This is a genomic window from Mesorhizobium sp. ES1-4, assembly GCF_020164745.1.
Taxonomy (GTDB): Bacteria; Pseudomonadota; Alphaproteobacteria; order Rhizobiales; family Rhizobiaceae; genus Mesorhizobium.
Map to the genome: position 1 here is coordinate 22081 of NZ_JAIUGV010000004.1, position 17740 is coordinate 39820.

A 17740-nucleotide genomic window follows, 5' to 3' on the forward strand; every position below is an offset into this window, starting at 1 on the left:
GGTGCATGAGGGCAGCGGCATGAATTTTCTGGTGACGGGCGGTGCCGGCTTCATCGGTTCGGCGGTATGCCGGCATCTGTGCGCCAATCCGGCCTACCGGGTGACCAATCTCGACAAGCTGACCTATGCGGGCAATCTGGCCTCGCTGCGGCCGATCGAGAATGCCCACAATTACAACTTTGCCCAGGCGGACATCTGTGACGAAAGGGCGGTGCTCGATCTCCTGCGCCGCGACGACATCGACATCGTCATGAACCTCGCCGCCGAGAGCCACGTCGACCGTTCGATCGACGGGCCGGGCGCCTTTATCGAGACCAACATCGTCGGTACCTACAAGATCCTCAATGCCGCGCTCGAATACTGGCGCGGCCTGTCCGACGACAGGAAAGGCCGCTTCCGCTTCCATCACGTCTCCACCGACGAGGTGTTCGGCGACCTGCCCTTCGACGGCGGCATGTTCGTGGAGGAGACGCCCTATGCGCCGTCCTCGCCCTATTCCGCCTCGAAAGCGGCCTCGGACCATCTGGTGCGCGCCTGGCACGAGACCTACGGCCTGCCGGTGGTGCTTTCCAACTGTTCCAACAATTACGGCCCCTATCATTTCCCCGAGAAGCTGATCCCGCTCGTCATCCTCAACGCGCTCGACGAAAAGCCGCTGCCGGTCTACGGCGCCGGCGCCAATGTGCGCGACTGGCTGTTCGTCGAGGATCACGCGCGCGCCCTGGAACTCGTCGCCACGAAAGGCCATCCGGGCGAGAGCTACAATGTCGGCGGCAATTCGGAACGCACCAACCTCGCCGTGGTCGAGACGATCTGTGACCTGCTCGACGCCAGGCGCCCGCGCGCCGGCGGCAGGCGCTATCGCGAGCTGATCTCCTTCGTCACCGACCGTCCCGGCCACGACCGCCGCTACGCCATCGATGCTTCCAAGATAAGCCGCGAGCTCGGCTGGACGCCCAGGGAGAATTTCGACAGCGGCCTTGCCAGGACCGTGGACTGGTTCCTCGACAACAAATGGTGGTGGGGGCCGATCCGCGAACAGCGTTATGCCGGCGAAAGGCTGGGCGAAGCACGCAAGGTGGACGCGTGAGGCTGCTCGTCACCGGACGCGACGGCCAGGTCGCCGCGAGCCTGCTGGAGGCCGGCCAGGCGCGCGCGGGCGTGGAGGTCGTCGCCATCGGCCGCCCGGAGCTCCACCTGGCAAGGCCCGCAAGCATCATCGACGCCATCGCGGCTGCCAAGCCCGATATCGTCGTGTCGGCCGCCGCCTATACCGCCGTCGATCAGGCCGAGGACGAGCCCGACCTGGCCTTCGCGGTCAACGCGGCCGGCGCCGGCAAGGTGGCGGAGGCCGCGGCGCGGCTTGGCTTGCCCGTCATCCATCTTTCGACCGACTATGTCTTCGACGGAACGAAGGCCGATGCCTATGTCGAGACCGACCCGCCGGCCCCGCTCGGTGTCTACGGAGCCTCCAAGCTCGCCGGCGAACTGGCGGTGGCGGCAGCCAACCCGCGCCACCTGATCCTGCGCACCGCATGGGTTTACAGCCCGTTCGGCCGGAATTTCGTGAAAACCATGCTGCGGCTGGCCGCCGACCGCGACGAGATTTCGGTGGTCGCCGATCAATGGGGAAATCCGACATCGGCGCTTGATATCGCCGACGCGATCCTGCATGCGGCGACCATGCTGCACCGCGACAAGGACCTCGCCGCCTTCGGCACCTATCACCTGGCTGGCACGGGCGACATCAACTGGAGCGGCTTTGCCCGTCATATCCTCGACACAAGCCTGAAGTCTGGTGGCCCTTGGGCGCGGGTACGGGACATTGCTACGATGGACTACCCAACCAAGGCGCGCCGCCCCGCCAACTCCCGGCTATCAAGCGCGAAGTTCGCGGCGACGTTTGGGTGGAACGCGCCGGACTGGCGGGAGTCGGCGGGCGAGGTGGTGCGGCGGGTTGTGAGCGGCGAGACGAGATAGGCAGTGAGCGTATGAATGAGCGTCCGACACCTGAGAGCGGTTGGGAAGAGACTTGCATCAATTCGCGTCCTGGTGGCGGAGACCAACCTAAAAGCATCGAGATCATCTCGGTTAAACTAAATAATATATAGCCTAATACTTAAAGCTTGTTGATTTTTACCGAAATTTTTTTCATACTTAAAACTAAAGAGAGATAATTGAATAATAGATTTTTCTATAACAAGGCAGGGCCATGAAAATGAACGAAACAAATAAATCTGCTGCGGATATATATGTATTCGATGTGGATCCGAACTCCGACACCGCTGCGGCAAATGTTCTCCGGTTGGCCGGGAAAGATAAGGACGTTTTGGAAATTGGTGCCGGTCCAGGCTCGATTGCGCGGCCACTAGTTGAGAAAAATGGATGCCGCGTTACTGCGCTTGAGGCAGATCCGAAATGCCTCCCGATCCTGCGTAAGTTTTGCGTCGACGTCATCCATGGCGACCTCAACCAACCAGATTGGGATAAGGCGTTTTCTGGGCGGTCGTTCGATGTGATTGTAATTGCTGATGTGTTGGAGCATCTGATCGACCCTTGGCAGACCTTACGGATCGCCAGAAAGTTGCTTCGACCAAACGGGACCGTTGTTTCATCAATCCCAAACGCTTCGCATGCTGCAATGATCGCATCCATACTGAACAACGACGTTGACTACCGTGATTGGGGATTGCTTGATCGTACTCACGTCAGGTTCTTCGGGGCGAAGAACATCCAGAACCTTTTTCGTCAAGCTGATCTCAAGATAGTTGATGCGCGCTATGTGGTGCGAACTCCCGAAATGACGGAGTTTGTCGATACATGGCGCCTTACCTCGGCGCAGCTGCGTGGAGCTCTTGAATTGCCCGCCTTCTCCCAAGTGTACCAAACCGTAGTTTTAGCCGTTGATGCCAACTCGACTCGGCCAGAGTTTGAGTTGGTTCATAATCCTCCTTCCAAGATCGATGCTTCCCTGACCGTCAAGCTTATCGGGAACATTCCTCAGGGTACTATGGTAAGAAGCCTTATCGGTCGATTCCTCGGAAAGCATGGGCGAAAGCTTATAAAAAACGCTCTTGGAATACGATAGATGACACTTCGCTATATAGCTTTCTACCTCCCTCAGTTTTATCCGTTTCCTGAAAATGACCTCTGGTGGGGTAAGGGTTTTACGGAGTGGACGAATGTAACAAAGGCTAAACCACTATTTGACGGCCATGATCAACCGCATCTCCCTACGGATCTCGGGTTCTACGATTTAAGATTGCGCGAGACTCAGCATGAGCAAATCACGCTGGCTAAAGAATACGGAATCGATGCTTTTTGCTTCCACTACTACTGGTTTGGTGGAAAGCGGTTGCTCGACAAGCCAGTTGACGCTTTTTTGGCTGACTCTCTCGCCGACTTCCCATTTTGCCTATGTTGGGCGAACGAGAATTGGACTCGTCGGTGGGATGCTGCTGAGCAAGAGGTGTTGATTGCACAGAGCTACGGGCCTGGCTGGGAGGAACGGTTCGCCGACAGCCTCGTGCCCTTCTTCAGAGACCCTCGCTACGTCAGAGTTGATGGGAAGCCGCTGCTGGTTGTTTATCGCCCCCAGCATATTCCAGACGCGCGCAGGGCTGCCGAGCAATGGCGAGAACACTGCCGCAAGATGGGCGTCGGTGAAATCCATATCGTCAGCGCTTTGACGCACGGTAACGACAACTACGAGCAATATGGATTTGATGCTGGCGTTGAATTCCCGCCACACAATATGCGGGTTGACCCAGTGAACGACATTCTCCCGTCGTACGAACCCTACAATGGATATGCTGTCGAGTTCGCAGATGTGGCGCGCGACTGCCTGAGCAGAGATCGTCGAGATCGAAGAATTTACCGTACCGTCTTTCCAAGCTGGGACAATACAGCACGTGTAAAGGATCGTGCGTTGATCGTTTTAGGAGCGACGGTTGAAAACTATGAGCGCTGGTTGAAAGGAGCTTCCTCGCTCACAAAAAAGGACCGAGCCGCAAGCGAGCAACTGCTATTTATAAACGCTTGGAACGAATGGGCGGAGGGATGTCATCTTGAGCCTGATCGAAAATTCGGCCGCGGTTTTCTGGAAGCGACTCGGCGCGTCAAGTGCGGCGTCTCGTTGGTGGATGGGAACTATGACGTCCATCCATTGCGCAGTTCGTCTGAGAGACAAAAATCTGTGGCTCCATCCCTCAAGTGGAAAGTGGCAGCTCGACTGCACAATCGCCCGTTGGCGCTACGGATTGCGAGGTTGGCCTATAGGACAGTCATCGGTGTCACACGCTGGGGTTCGCAATCTCGTCGTTCGAGGGGCCAACGTTGACGTACTTTCCGTAAAGCCTGCCAGCTTCTGTAGCAACCCCAGCGAGATGCTAAACCGTCCGCCGCAACCGGCTCCCGCCTCAGGGGACTGCTACGAGCAAAGTAACATCAATGTAATTACGAGAAGTGCCGCAGTAAATTTGAAAATAAAAGATTTTTACGGACATAGATACAGAGGTTTTAACCAATGTTAAGGTGGACAAGGGAAATATTTTCGGCGTTAAATCACAAGAAATTGAAAGACCGAACGATATGCGAGTCTTTATCGGTTGTGCCTAGCAGAAAGGTTCGATTTTTTTCACGGATTTCATCTCCAAAAGAATCTAAATTGCGGTCTATAGTTAGAGTTGACGGATATCAATCACCAAAAATATCAGCTAATCGGCTGCAAAATTGCGTGTTTGACGCAGCGAGCGGCCTTGTCGTCCTAGAGGATGGGTCGTTAGATGAGACCTGTCGCTACATCGCAAGCTATTACGTTGATACCAAACGTGACGGTTTAGCAGAAGACGTCAGGGGGTCTGCGAATTCTACAATCGACGACGACTTGATCCATGTATTCCACCGGTCCTGCGGCGCCTACGGGCACTTCATATTGGATGGATTGTGCGCCGTTGCTCTGCTGAAAGACCTGATCCTGGAGCGCCGCCTGAAGATTTTGGTCCCCACTATCTTTCCAGCATGGATCACCGAGGTTTTGGCCGGCGTCGGATTTGGGCCGGGCCATATCGTGAAGGCTTCGGGCGTTGTCCGATGCCGTAGCCTGACTACTTCAACCATGCTGATGGCTGTAAACTGCTTTTTGCCGAACCCGGAGACGATCGCGAAGTTACGGATGCTCGTGGATTCTCCAGTTGTACCCCCAAATCGACGAATTTACTTAACTCGCGACGGCGCTTATTCACCTAGATTTGTGAGAAATGAAGCAGAGACACAATTACTATTCAAGAACGCAGGATTCGAGATCGTCAACCCGACGAGCATGACATTTCCAAAACAAGTAGAATTGTTTGCTTCAGCGAAGGTCATTGCAGGCAATCACGGATCGGCATTGGTGAACATGATCTTCGCCCGTTCAGGCGCTCAGATAATTGACTTAATGCCAGAAGATTGGGTCGGCTATTGGGGCGAGGGTGGCGCCCCTGAGCGGTGGCTATTGAATCTGACTGGCGCGTGTGGCCACGATTATTCGCTCGTTTTGAGTCGATCAGAGATGGTCGGCAACCCGCCTCTTCCAAACGGCTCGACCATTCTTCCGCGAATAGATGCGACCACCGACCTCAATAGTGTTCAAGCGGCAATTTCCGAATTGTCCTAGACTATATTGGTTGAGCGTATGGGCATCCACCATCGCCATGGACGTGATTGCTGATAAGCTTGAGCGTTCGCGTACAATTCGCGATCGAGTTCTGTCATTTCCTTCAGGAGAGCCACGGAGCAGCTTGAGAGATGTTCTAGCGCGGGGCGTCTCTCAGTTACATTCGTTTTATTTGTCGTGACAGTTGACGACCCGCCTATCGATTGAAAAATCTTCGCTGCATCTGAACTTAGCGTCTCGGTAAACCCGATATAGTCGAAGCTGCGCAGGTTTCGTTTGGCCGTTGAAAGAAGTGTCTTTGGCTCACAATCATCAATGCCGACGTTGGAGCCATATCCATGAGCCAATTGGTAGGTTTGGTTGTTCCATATCTGTGGGCGCAGCGGATGAGAGGCCTCTCCCTCGAGGCAGCGCCCCAGCTTCAAAAATTCATCAAACGAGAATCTCTTAGCGGCGTTGTAGAGGATATTGTCGCCTGTCTGCGCGCGACTAAACCAATAAAGGGAAATCAGCCTTTCCACAGGATCACGCAGAAAGGTAAACGCGTATCTACCCTTTAGTAACGGCTCAGCAAAACCGTACCCAAAGTGGCCGGACACAAAGGGGTAACGACTGCATCCCTCTCTGCCCAAGCTTATGAAATCGCCATGGCTCATCACGCCATCCAGCCCGTAGCGCTCACGTGCCATCATCATTATTGAAGTTCCAGCGGTTTTTTGAATATGCAGAAAAACTGCCCGCCTAGGCTTCTGAAACATGTCCCACCCCTATCAAACCAATGAAGCGAATGACATAAGGCGCTAGGCCTCTAGAAACTTGATCCGTGCTGGCCAATCCGTTGTTTTCCACAGCAAAATAACGATCATGCGTCCGTTTCGGTCTGCTTGACCGGTTCTGGCGTAAGCGATTTTATCCGACCGCCCGTTAGCGTCATCTTCTTCGTACACACACTTTGTATAAGCGCCTCGCTATGGCTGGCCAGAACGATAATGCCGGCTTTTTCAGCGAGTTCGTCCATGCGCCGTTTGGCCTTCTCCTGAAAAGAGGCGTCGCCGGCCCCGATCCACTCATCCATTAACAGAATCTCGGGATCAAGCGCGGTCGCCACCGAGAAGGCAAGCCGTGCGGCCATGCCTTGGCTGTAGGCCTTGAAAGGCAGATCGATGAAATCTCCGAGCTCGCTGAAGGCGATGATATCGTTCATCTTCTCTTCGATCTCGGCTTCCGTCCATCCGCTGATCAACCCACGCAACACGATGTTCCTGCGCCCGGTAGCCTCGCGTCGAAAGCCTATATTGATGTTGAAAAGAGCGTCGACCTTACCTTCTATCGCAACGTTTCCGCCGGACGGTTCGTAGATCCCATAAAGCACTTTGAGAAGGGTGGTTTTGCCGGCTCCGTTTGGGCCAACCAAGCCTAACCGGTCGCCAGCCTTCAACTCGAAGCTGACTCCATCGAGCGCCTGCACGAACTGCTTTCTGCCCGAGCCCTCAATTCTACCGCCAGGCCCACCCACGCGTCGGTCCGGCGCGGACAGGGTTAGCTTGTCGTGCAACTTGTAAACAAGGCTGACATTATCCAGCTTGATAGAGACCATGGAAAACTCAGATCAGGAAGACGACTTGTTTGCGATATCGGCCGAGCAGCAGCAATGCTATCGCCCAGGTAGCCAAGGCCGCGATGATGGTTACGATGAAAGCATGGGCTGGAAATTCTCCATTGATGATCGGCAGACGGACGATTTCCAGGAAATAAGTGAAGGGGTTCCATTCGTAGGCGTACTTCTGGACAGGGTCTTGGCCCTTGTTCATCCAGAAGACTGGCGTAAAGAACATGCCGACGCGCAGCAGGTTGCCAACGATGAACTGGCTGTCAGGGAAAAAGGCTCCAAGAAACGCGAAGACAGTGATGAGAGGGGGAGTGGTAAACAAGATCAGGAATAATCCTGCCAGTGACCACAGCCATGGCATGCCGAGATGGGAGCCGCTGAATAGTAAAATGACAACGCAACCTACGATTGCATAGCCGGCCCTGATAACGGACTGCAAAGCCAATCGCATCACATAGACAAACAAAGGCAGAGTCGTACCTTCGATGAAACTCTCTTCGCGTTGGAAGAGCGCCACGCTCATGGACATTACTTCCATCAGGTAGAACCACACTAGAAGGCCGATCGCCACATAGGCGGCATAGCCTGCGGCATCCTTGCCTGCGGGCTGGAACACGAAAACGAATGTTCCCACAAAGGCAATGTAGTTGACCAGAAGCCAAAGCGGCCCGAGCGTCGTGCGCCTATGCTGGTCGCCGATATCCTCATGGGCAAGCGCGACCCAGACCCGGTGTAATTTCATGGCTTTTGAGATGTCGTCAAAAGCGCCGTTTAGTGCCGCAATCATAGCTGGGAGTGTCGCAATCTGTTGTTTTGGCCCATTATCCTTCGCTGGCCATAGCGAACCACCAAGTCCCCCTTCTAATAGTCATTTCGACGGGCACATGGCAACGCATTGCGTCGTAATGAGGTCTGGAGAAGAGTCAACTGCGGCAAAACTGGACACATGCTGATGACGTGCGGTCATTTGTAAGCAATGTCTAACGTCGGCTTCGCAGCAGTTTTCCGCGAATGGGCTTCATGTTTTCCGTTAACCACTCGCCCTCCACAAAAAAAACATCTGGCCATGCCTCGCAGCCCGCAGTATGCGATACAGCAGGCGGGGGCCGGAGATGCTGCTTGGAAGCGTGACGGTCACGAATGGTTCTCGTGCTGACACTTTGCTGGTGCCATTTCCGAAAGCCCGGAGTTTAGTACTGCCTAATGAATACTTTCGTGGAAGCTGTGTTCGGGCTCAGGCCGGAAGTGCGGCGCGTCTTCATCATGGTCCAGGACGTGGTCATGGTCCTCGTCGCCGTGGCGCTCAGCCTTGTCCTGTCGCGGTCGGATCTTTCGTTCGGGGCGTTCTCCAGCGAGGGGCTTGTCACCTGGGCAAGCATCGTTCTCATCAGCCATCTTCTGTTCAGATATAGCGGCCTCTACACCACGGTCTGGCGCTTCGCCTCGACGCCTGATTTCTTCAACATCCTGAAAAGCTGCGCGATCCTGACATTGGTGCTCTACGCCGTTTCGCTGGTCGTGCGTTCCTTCCAGCCCGTCGCCGGCCTCAACGAGCGCCAGTTCATCGTCTTCCTGCTCGTCTCCTTCACCATCATCTCGGCGCCCCGGCTGTTCTACCGCTTCCTGCGTGACGGCGCGAGCTGGGGTATCCTGAACGGCAGGGCCGACACCGCGCGGACCAGGCAGGCGCTGTTCGTCGGGCGGCTCGGCGAGGCCGACCTGATCATCCGTTTCACGCGCACGGCGCAGCCGGCCGACCTTGCCATCGCCGGCATCATGGCGACCGAGCGCGGCGCGCCGCTGGGCACGCGCATTCAAGGGGTTCCGGTGGTGGCGACGCGGCCGCGCCTGGTCGATGTCCTGGACGACTATGCGACCGGCACCAAGAGCCTCGATATGCTGATTTTCGGCAGCGGCGCCGAGCATGAGATCGAGGAATATTCCGAGCTGGTCCGCGTCGCGCGCCACGGCGACATCGCGGTCGTGCAGTTCTCCGGGCTTTCGCAACTGGGCCAGGAGGGAAAGCTCGTTCTTGATGCCGTCGAGATGGAAACGATCCTGCGCCGCCCGACGGTGCCATCCGACATCGAGCGCATCGGCGCCTTCGTCGGCGGCAAGCGCGTCCTGGTCACGGGAGGCGCCGGCTCCATCGGGCGAACGCTGGTCAAGCGGTCGCTGCAGCTTGGCTCCGAGGCCGTGCTGGTCGCCGACAATTCCGAATTCGGCATCTTCCAGCTCAGCCAGTATGTCGACGACAAGGACCATGACCGACTCAAGGTCCGCATCGTCGATGTCGCGGACAGGCGCCAGATGACGCGCGTCGTCACGGAGTTCAAGCCCGACATCATCTTCCATGCCGCGGCGTTGAAGCATGTTCCGCTGCTGGAGGAGAACTGGGAATCGGCCATCCAGACCAACGTCTTCGGCACGCTCGTCTGCGCCGAGGTCGCCGCCAGGTGCGGCGTGGCGCAATTCGTCATGGTCTCGAGCGACAAGGCCGTCGATCCGACGTCCGTGCTTGGCATGACCAAGCGCGCCGCCGAACAGATCGTCAGCGCCTTGCATGGAACGCCGGCCGGTGAACCGGACGTGCGCCGCCCCGCCACCAAGTTCATCGCTGTGCGCTTCGGCAACGTCTTCGGCAGCAACGGCTCGGTGGCGACCATATTCCAGGCCCAGATCGAGGCCGGTGGGCCGGTCACCATAACGGACCGGCGCATGACGCGCTATTTCATGACTGTCGCCGAAGCCGTCGATCTCGTGATCATGTCGGCGGCCGATGCCGCGTCGCGGCCGGCCAGCCAGGACTACGCCGTCTACATGCTCGACATGGGCAAGCCCGTGCCGATCCTCGAAGTGGCCGAAACGATGATCCGCATGGCAGGAAAAAGCCCCTATACGGACATTCCGATCCGATTCACCGGCATCCGGCCGGGTGAAAAGCTCCACGAGACGCTCCACGGCGAGGACGAGCAATTGGTCGAGCTCAGCATTGCCAAGATTTTCGGCCTCAGCACCGATGTCGCGCGGTGGGCGGATGTGCAGGCAGCACTTGCGGCGCTGCAGCAATCCATGAAGAGCCATGACAAGGCGGCCTCGCTCGCCATCCTGGCCGATCTCGACCGCGCGACCAAGACAAGGGCGAACGCGCGGCAGGACGCGGCGCCGAAGGCGGCCGGGCAGGCGGGCTGATCAATTGCAGGGAAAGTGTGTTTTTCGCGGCTCGGAAAACCTCGCACGGCAAGGCGTTTGACATCAGTGGGTAAGACAGATCCGCGCATTGCCGTCCTGATGGGCACGAAGGATGGCGCTGCCTTCATCGACGAGCAGGTGCGGTCGCTGCTCGATCAGTCCCATCCTCTGATCGACCTCTGGATATCCGATGACGGCTCCGTCGATGGCACCGTTTCCATCATCGAAGCCTGGAAGCCCCGCTGGTCAAAAGGCCGGATAACCCTGGTGGAGGGACCGAGGCAAGGCTTCGCCGCCAATTTCCGGTCGATGATCCTCGACCCGCGCCTCGACGCGGATTGTTACGCCTTCTGCGATCAGGACGATGTCTGGGAGCCCGACAGGCTTGAAGCCGCCCTTGGCTGGATGCAGGCATTCGACGCGGAGGTCCCGCTGATGTTCTGCTCGCGAACCGCGACCATGACCGAAGCCGGAAGCCTGATCGGCCGTTCGCCGCTGTTCAGCCGTCCGCCATCCTTCCGCAACGCGCTGGTGCAAAGCATTGCCGGCGGCAACACCATCCTGCTCAACCGCGCGGCACGCGACCTGTTGGCCAGAGCCTCCACCCGGACCGGCTTCGTCAGCCACGACTGGTGGGCCTACCTGATTGTCGCCGGTGCCGGCGGCGTCGTTCACTACGATCCGCGGCCATTGGTACGCTATCGCCAGCATGCGGCAAATCTGGTCGGCGCCAATGCATCGTGGCAGGCGCGGGTCTCGCGGCTCGGCCGCCTGTTCAAGGGCCATTTCGCCGACTGGACCGATCTCAACCTTGCCGGCCTCGCCGTCAATCGCGATCTCCTTACCAAGGACGCGATGGCATGCCTCGACCTGTTCGAAAACGGTCGGCAAGGCACGCTTTTCCAGCGCCTGCGCGCCCTGCGCGAAAGCGGCGTCTATCGACAGACATTTGCCGGAACCCTTGGGCTCTATCTCGCCTTTGTGCTGAGTCGTATCTGAATGTCGAGAGCGCGTGGAGTGCTTGGTCGGGAGGTGACCCCATGCTACGCCGACCGGATTGACGGGCTTCGCTCGCGGTTGCCGCGCCAAGCCCTGGCGGGGAGCCCTTTCGGCCACTCATGACGACAGCCAAGAAAATCCTCGATCGCGCCGGTGCGGCTGTGCTGCTGGTGGCGACCTCTCCCATTCTGTTGCTCGCCATGCTTGCCGTCCGGGCATCGTCGCCTGGTCCGGTGATCTTTTCCCAAACCCGGATTGGCCGCGAAGGTGTGCATTTTCGCTGCCACAAATTGAGGACAATGTACCAGGGAACGCCATCACTGCCCTCGCATGAAACGCCCGTCAGCGCCGTGACCCCAGTTGGAAAGAGGTTGCGGAAATTCAAGCTCGACGAGTTGCCGCAACTCTGGAACGTCCTGCGCGGCGAAATGAGCCTTGTCGGGCCGCGTCCTTGCCTGCCGATCCAGACGGAACTGATCGAATGCCGCAGGCGGCTGGGGGTTTTGCAGGCTCTGCCCGGAATGACGGGCTTGGCCCAGATCAGGGGTATCGACATGTCGGACCCGCGACTTCTGGCCGAAACCGATGCGGCCTATCTCAGGACCGCGTCGTTCTGGCTCGACATTCGGATCCTGTTTGGCACGCTCTATCGCGGCTAAGCGGCCGTGCTCCACCGGTCTTTGAACCAGGGTCAGACAGGAACTCGGGGCTTCTGGAACCGCGCTATCTCGGTCAGCCGCTCCAGCGTGCCGGTTTCCGGCGCCCAGCCTTCCGAGGCAAGCAGGGAAGGGTCGCATATCTGTGTCGCGGTCAGGCTATCCCAGAACGCCCGCTTGCCAAGCAGAATGGCGGCCGCCCGCATCGGTCCGGCCGGCACTGTCATCAGGCGCGGCGGCCTCCCGACGCCGCGGCGAAAGGCAGCGATGATGGCAGCGACGGAAACCGGCGGCACGTCGCTGGCGGTATAGATCGGCCGAAGCGGCTCCGGATGGCCAAGCAGATGCCACACCGCCCCTGCCGCCGATTGCGATGACAGCAGCGAGCGGTGTGCGGTCAGTGCGCCTGTCGGCATCGGCAGGGGCGTATCGGCGAGCCGCATCAGCGTCGCCAGGTTTCCTTTCATGCCGATCCCGTAAACCGGAGGCAGCCGCAATATGGCGGCGTCGGTGCGGCCATGCGAGGCATAGGCGCCCAATACTGCGATTTCGGCTTCGCGTTTCGAGCGCCCGTAGGCGTCCTGCGGGCGGGGGACGGTGTCTTCGTCGATCGTTGCGCTGGCACGCGGGCCGATCACGGCCCGGATCGAGGAGAGATGGATGAAGCGACCGCTCGCCTGCGTGGCGGCGGCCTGTGCCAGACGTGCGCTCAATTGCGCATTGGCTGCCAGAAGATCGGCTTCGGTGGCATTGCCCTGGTCATTGTTCAGACCCGCGCAATGGACGATATCCGTGACATCCCTGGTCAGCGCCAGGAAGGCCGCGGCCGGGGCTCCGGGACCCGGCATCGGCACGGCGTCCGACCCCGCATCAAGTCTCTCCGGCTGGCGGGAGGCGAGGCGAAGCTCGACGCCAGCCTCGCGAAGCCGATGGACCACCTGGCGGCCGATGAAGCCTGTCGCGCCTGTAACCAGGACTTTCATTGTCTGGCCCGGACCGGCCATCGGGCGGCTGGTGGAGGCGCCAGTCCCTCCGCTGACGGAACAGCTTGGCCTTCCAACGCGGCCTGGCGGCCACAGGCAAGATATGTTCCCGATACAAGGAAGATCATGAAGACCGAGTCCAGAATGTCATGGCCGAGCAGGATGCCCGTCATTCCGGCGGTCAGATAGGTGATCACGACGGCGACAATCATGGTGGCGCCGAACCGCTCGATCGGATCGGCGCTGTCGCGAAGGACCAGGGCGGCGTTGCGGGCCGCAACCACAAAGATCGCAGCCAGCGTCACCGCACCCAGGATTCCCGCCTGGACCAAGGCGGTCAGGAAGCCGTTATGGAAATGATTGAAGCCTTCATCGATCCCGAACTGGTCCTGAAAGCCATGCTTGATCAAGAGCCGGGTGGCTCCCACTCCATGTCCGAACAATGGCATCTCACGAAATGCCTTCAGGCCGATATCCCAGAGGGCAACGCGCAATCCCAAGGCTGTCGTGTGGTCACCGTGGGCCGCCAGCGCATCCCAGTCCGAGTGCAGAAATGCGACACGGCCGGCTATCGTGTGGAACCCGAAAACCGCGATCGTGACCGCGATCGCGGCCAGCAGCAAAAGCACGTGGACGGCATTTCGGCCTCTCAGCCTCTGCTGGTTGATCAGCAGAACGGCGATGCCGGCAATCAGCAGTGACAGCCAGACTATGCGCGTACCGGAGTAGATGATGGCGATCGTTCCGGCGAGCGCGGCGCAGACGAGGGCGATCCTGTATCTCTCCATGCCGGACAGGACAGAGGCCACGCAGATCACCACGGCAAGGCAGAGCACCTCGGCGAACACGATCGCATTCCCGGCCCCGCCCTCGGCGCGCATGCCAAGCCGATATTGCTGGTAGACCGCCAGCAGCAGCGCGCCAAGGCAGGCCGCCATGCTGGCCAACACAATGATGCGGACGAGCGTTGTCTTTTGAGAAATGCTCCAGGTCGAATAGGAGATGGGAAACAACAGGAAGGTGACCAGCGGGATAAGATGCCGCGCGTCCCTGACGATCGCGTGGTTGACGAGCGACGCCAGGACATTGCTTGCGCAATAGGCATAGATCGCGATCGTCAGCGCCAGCGCCGCCCGGTCGACATTGAAGCGCCTTCTCTTCGCAGCGATCAACAGGACGGACCACAGGCCGCCGCCGTTAAATACGAAGCTGACCACCGATCCCAGCACCGGGGGAGAAAAGAAGCAGAGGATGGAGAAGTAGACATTGATCCGCGAAGGCGTGAATTGCTGCCTTATGGATGAAAGCCGGTTCAACTTTCGGACCTGCTATTCTCGAGAAAGTTTATGCGGCACATCGCGTTTGGTGAAACGGAATGTGCCCGCCTCGAAATTGCCCCATGCTTCGTCATGCATCTTTGTCCGCTCTCGAAAGCGTATAGCGGCTGGGTTGCCGTTTCGATAGTGCGCCCGGATCGATCGCCGCCGAAATCGCGCGGTCGCCGCCAATTCACCCTTGCGGCGCTGGCGGCGCGCCCGCAGGCAATATTTTTCCTGTCGTTTCCGGCTGGAGGCCCCTCAAGCAGAAATTTCCTGGCTTTGCCGGCAAGCATGGAAAATTCATTCCCCAACGGACCGGCTACCGGACTCGTCTTGCGTTGTTCTGGGGCGCGACGATCTGCTAGAACGCCCGCACGAAACACTTTGTCCAGAAGCGAAGCTTGAACCGGGCGCAAAAAGCTCGATGATCGACGCGGGATCTTCTGTTGCAAGGCATGAGAGAACGCTCACGGTCCATGACATCAGCGCTAACGCATCTGCAGCGGCTTGAAGCCGAGTCCATCCACATATTCCGCGAGGTCGCGGCAGCCTTCAGCAAGCCGGTCATGCTCTATTCCGTCGGCAAGGATTCGTCGGTGCTGATGCATCTGGCGATGAAAGCGTTCTACCCGGCCAAGCCGCCATTTCCCTTTCTTCACGTCGACACCACCTGGAAATTTCGCGAGATGATCGCATTTCGCGATCAGATGGCGCAGAAGCTGGGTTTCGACCTCCTGGTTCATGTCAATGAAGACGGCGTGCGCGACAACATCAATCCGTTCGACCATGGTTCGAACACTCACACCCATGTTATGAAGACCGTGGCGTTGCGCCAGGCGCTCGACAAATACGGCTTCGATGCCGCCTTTGGCGGCGCCCGTCGCGACGAGGAAAAGTCACGGGCCAAGGAGCGCATCTTCTCTTTCCGCAATGCCCAGCATGTGTGGGATCCGAAGAACCAGCGGCCCGAGATGTGGAAGATTTTCAACACCCGTATCGCGCAGGGTGAATCGATCCGCGTCTTCCCCTTGTCGAACTGGACCGAGCTCGACATCTGGCAGTACATTCTGCAGGAAGACATTCCGATCGTGCCGCTCTATTTCGCCAAGCAGCGGCCGGTCGTCGAACGCGATGGCATGTTGATCCTCAAGGACGACGATCGCATGAAGCTGCTCCCCGGCGAGGTCGTGGAGAACCGGTTGGTGCGGTTCCGTACGCTTGGCTGCTACCCGCTGACCGGCGCCATAGAATCCGACGCCGACACACTGGAAGCCATCGTCGGCGAGATGCTGACGGCACGCACCTCGGAGCGGCAGGGCCGCCTGATCGACCGCGATGAAGCCGGTTCGATGGAAAAGAAGAAGCGCGAGGGGTATTTCTGACCATGCGCCACATCATGGCAAAGAGCCTCGCTCCCACGGACGGCGTTCGCGATTATCTGGCCGCACAGGAGAAGAAGTCGCTGCTGCGCTTCCTGACCTGCGGTTCGGTGGATGACGGCAAATCGACATTGATTGGACGCTTGCTCTCCGACACCAAGCAGATTTTCGAGGACCAGCTCGCCGCGCTCGAACGCGATTCGCGCAAGCATGGCACGACGGGCGACGACATCGACTTCGCGCTGCTGGTTGATGGCCTCGAGGCCGAGCGCGAGCAGGGCATCACCATCGACGTCGCCTACCGCTTCTTCGCCACGCCGAAGCGCAAGTTCATCGTCGCCGACACGCCCGGACACGAACAATATACCCGCAACATGGCGACGGGCGCTTCGACCGCCGATCTGGCGATCGTGCTGATCGATGCCCGGCAGGGTGTGCTGCGCCAGACCCGGCGCCATTCGATCATCGCCTCGCTGCTCGGCATCCGCCACATCGTGCTGGCGGTCAACAAGATCGATCTCGTCGATTTTGACCAGGCGGTCTTCGACAGGATCGTCGAGGACTACCGGCAGTTCTCACGCGATCTTGGTTTCCAGACCATCGCGCCGATCCCGATGTCGGCCCGCTATGGCGACAATGTCAGCGCCCGCTCCGAAAACACGCACTGGTATTCCGGCCCGACCTTGATCGAGCACCTCGAGACCGTTTCCGTCGAAGAGGCTGCAGTCGAGCTGCCGTTCCGTTTTCCGGTCCAGTACGTCAATCGCCCCAATCTCGATTTCCGCGGCTTCGCCGGCACCATCGCCTCCGGCACCGTCGCGCAAGGCGACGAGGTCGTCGTTGCGAAATCGGGCAAGTCCTCGCATGTCAAACGCATCGTTGCATATGGCGGCGATCTCAAACAAGCGGTGGCCGGGCAGGCCATAACGCTCGTCCTTGACGACGAGGTCGAGGTTTCCAGGGGCAACATGCTGGTTTCTCCGGCCGCGCGGCCGCAGGTCGCCGACCAGTTCGCCGCCAACATCGTGTGGTTTGACGAGCACGCGCTGCTGCCGGGCCGTTCCTATATCCTGCGCACCGAGACCGATCAGACCAGCGCCACGGTCACCGACCTGAAATACCGCATCAACGTCAACGATTTTGCCCATGAGGCGGCCAAGTCGCTGGAGATGAATGAAGTCGGCATCTGCAATATCTCGACGCGGGCGCCGATCGCCTTCGATCCCTTCGCCGAAAACCGTACCACCGGCGCCTTCATCCTGATCGACCGCATCAGCAACGCCACCGTTGGCGCCGGCATGATCGTGCACTCGCTGCGGCGTGCCGAAAACATCCATTGGCAATCGCTCGATGTCGGCAAGCGCGTGCGCGCAGACATGAAGAACCAGCGGCCCGGCGTGTTCTGGTTCACCGGCCTGTCGGGCTCCGGCAAGTCGACCATCGCCAACCTGTTCGAGAAGAAGCTGTTCGCCACCGGCCGCCACACCTATATTCTCGATGGCGACAACGTCCGTCACGGCCTCAACCGCGACCTCGGATTCACGGACGCCGATCGCGTCGAGAACATTCGACGCGTCGCTGAAGTGGCCAAGCTGATGGCGGACGCCGGGTTGATCGTCATTGTCTCGTTCATTTCGCCGTTCAGCGCAGAGCGGCGCATGGCAAGGGAACTGATGGCCGATGGCGAGTTCATCGAGGTGTTTGTCGACACGCCCTTCGAGGAGTGCGCCAGGCGTGATCCCAAGGGCCTTTATGCTCGGGCGCTGAATGGCGAGATCAAGAATTTTACCGGTGTCGATTCTCCTTACGAAGCACCGGAGAAACCGGAGATCCATCTGAAGACGCTCGGCAAGTCGGCCGAAGAGATGGTAGATTCCCTGGAACACTGGCTGAACGAGCGTGACATTGCCGAAGACCAATATGACAATGGCGGCGGCATCTGACGAC

15 protein-coding genes are annotated in these 17740 nt (G+C 58.8%); 10 read left to right on the forward strand and 5 right to left on the reverse strand.

Going from position 1 to position 17740, the window contains the following annotated elements:
• Positions 1–19: 19 nt before the first annotated feature.
• From rfbB to LB556_RS08405, 5 genes are all read left to right on the forward strand, one after another.
• On the forward strand, positions 20–1090 hold the full coding sequence (gene rfbB / locus LB556_RS08385) for a dTDP-glucose 4,6-dehydratase (RefSeq protein WP_224566714.1): 1071 nt from the start codon (positions 20–22) through the stop codon (positions 1088–1090).
• A complete protein-coding gene (rfbD, locus tag LB556_RS08390; RefSeq protein WP_224566034.1) occupies positions 1087–1980 on the forward strand; it encodes a dTDP-4-dehydrorhamnose reductase in 894 nt (297 codons plus the stop codon). The genes rfbB and rfbD overlap by 4 nt, the downstream gene beginning before the upstream one ends.
• A 232-nt stretch (positions 1981–2212) precedes the next feature.
• Complete coding sequence (locus LB556_RS08395) at positions 2213–3088, forward strand: class I SAM-dependent methyltransferase (protein WP_224566036.1); 876 nt, start codon at positions 2213–2215, stop codon at positions 3086–3088.
• Complete coding sequence (locus LB556_RS08400; protein ID WP_224566038.1) at positions 3089–4339, forward strand: glycoside hydrolase family 99-like domain-containing protein; 1251 nt, start codon at positions 3089–3091, stop codon at positions 4337–4339.
• A 396-nt stretch (positions 4340–4735) separates the two neighbouring features.
• Entirely contained in the window at positions 4736–5656 is a 921-nt protein-coding gene (locus LB556_RS08405) for a glycosyltransferase family 61 protein (RefSeq protein WP_224566040.1), read from the forward strand.
• Here LB556_RS08405 and LB556_RS08410 read toward each other — a convergent pair.
• The 3 genes from LB556_RS08410 to LB556_RS08420 all read right to left on the reverse strand — a co-directional run bounded on the left by LB556_RS08410 (position 5653) and on the right by LB556_RS08420 (position 8052).
• The gene (locus LB556_RS08410) at positions 5653–6414 is read right to left on the reverse strand and encodes a sulfotransferase family 2 domain-containing protein (RefSeq protein ID WP_224566042.1); all 762 of its coding nucleotides are present in this window, start codon (positions 6412–6414) and stop codon (positions 5653–5655) included. The genes LB556_RS08405 and LB556_RS08410 overlap by 4 nt on opposite strands.
• A 104-nt stretch (positions 6415–6518) precedes the next feature.
• A complete protein-coding gene (locus LB556_RS08415) occupies positions 6519–7253 on the reverse strand; it encodes an ABC transporter ATP-binding protein (RefSeq protein ID WP_224566044.1) in 735 nt (244 codons plus the stop codon).
• 7 nt (positions 7254–7260) lie between these two features.
• Positions 7261–8052 (reverse strand): ABC transporter permease, encoded by a 792-nt coding sequence (locus LB556_RS08420; RefSeq protein WP_224566046.1) that lies wholly within the window; start codon positions 8050–8052, stop codon positions 7261–7263.
• Between the two features lie 416 nt (positions 8053–8468).
• Here LB556_RS08420 and LB556_RS08425 point away from each other — a divergent pair, with 416 nt between their 5' ends.
• From LB556_RS08425 to LB556_RS08435, 3 genes are all read left to right on the forward strand, one after another.
• A complete protein-coding gene (locus LB556_RS08425) occupies positions 8469–10457 on the forward strand; it encodes a UDP-N-acetylglucosamine 4,6-dehydratase (RefSeq protein WP_224566048.1) in 1989 nt (662 codons plus the stop codon).
• Between the two features lie 66 nt (positions 10458–10523).
• The gene (locus tag LB556_RS08430; RefSeq protein ID WP_224566050.1) at positions 10524–11456 is read left to right on the forward strand and encodes a glycosyltransferase family 2 protein; all 933 of its coding nucleotides are present in this window, start codon (positions 10524–10526) and stop codon (positions 11454–11456) included.
• Positions 11457–11575: 119 nt separating this feature from the next.
• Positions 11576–12115 carry a sugar transferase gene (locus tag LB556_RS08435; RefSeq protein WP_224566052.1) on the forward strand — a complete coding sequence of 180 codons (540 nt, stop codon included), beginning with the start codon at positions 11576–11578 and terminating at the stop codon, positions 12113–12115.
• A gap of 32 nt (positions 12116–12147) precedes the next feature.
• Here LB556_RS08435 and LB556_RS08440 read toward each other — a convergent pair whose 3' ends face one another.
• Complete coding sequence (locus tag LB556_RS08440; RefSeq protein ID WP_224566054.1) at positions 12148–13095, reverse strand: NAD-dependent epimerase/dehydratase family protein; 948 nt, start codon at positions 13093–13095, stop codon at positions 12148–12150.
• Positions 13092–14411 carry an O-antigen ligase family protein gene (locus LB556_RS08445; protein WP_224566056.1) on the reverse strand — a complete coding sequence of 440 codons (1320 nt, stop codon included), beginning with the start codon at positions 14409–14411 and terminating at the stop codon, positions 13092–13094. Before LB556_RS08445 ends, LB556_RS08440 begins: the two co-directional genes overlap by 4 nt.
• 479 nt (positions 14412–14890) lie before the next feature.
• Here LB556_RS08445 and cysD point away from each other — a divergent pair, with 479 nt between their 5' ends.
• Entirely contained in the window at positions 14891–15796 is a 906-nt protein-coding gene (cysD, locus tag LB556_RS08450) for a sulfate adenylyltransferase subunit CysD (RefSeq protein WP_224566058.1), read from the forward strand.
• 2 nt (positions 15797–15798) lie between these two features.
• Entirely contained in the window at positions 15799–17736 is a 1938-nt protein-coding gene (cysN, locus tag LB556_RS08455) for a sulfate adenylyltransferase subunit CysN (RefSeq protein WP_224566060.1), read from the forward strand.
• Positions 17737–17740 lie beyond the last annotated feature (4 nt).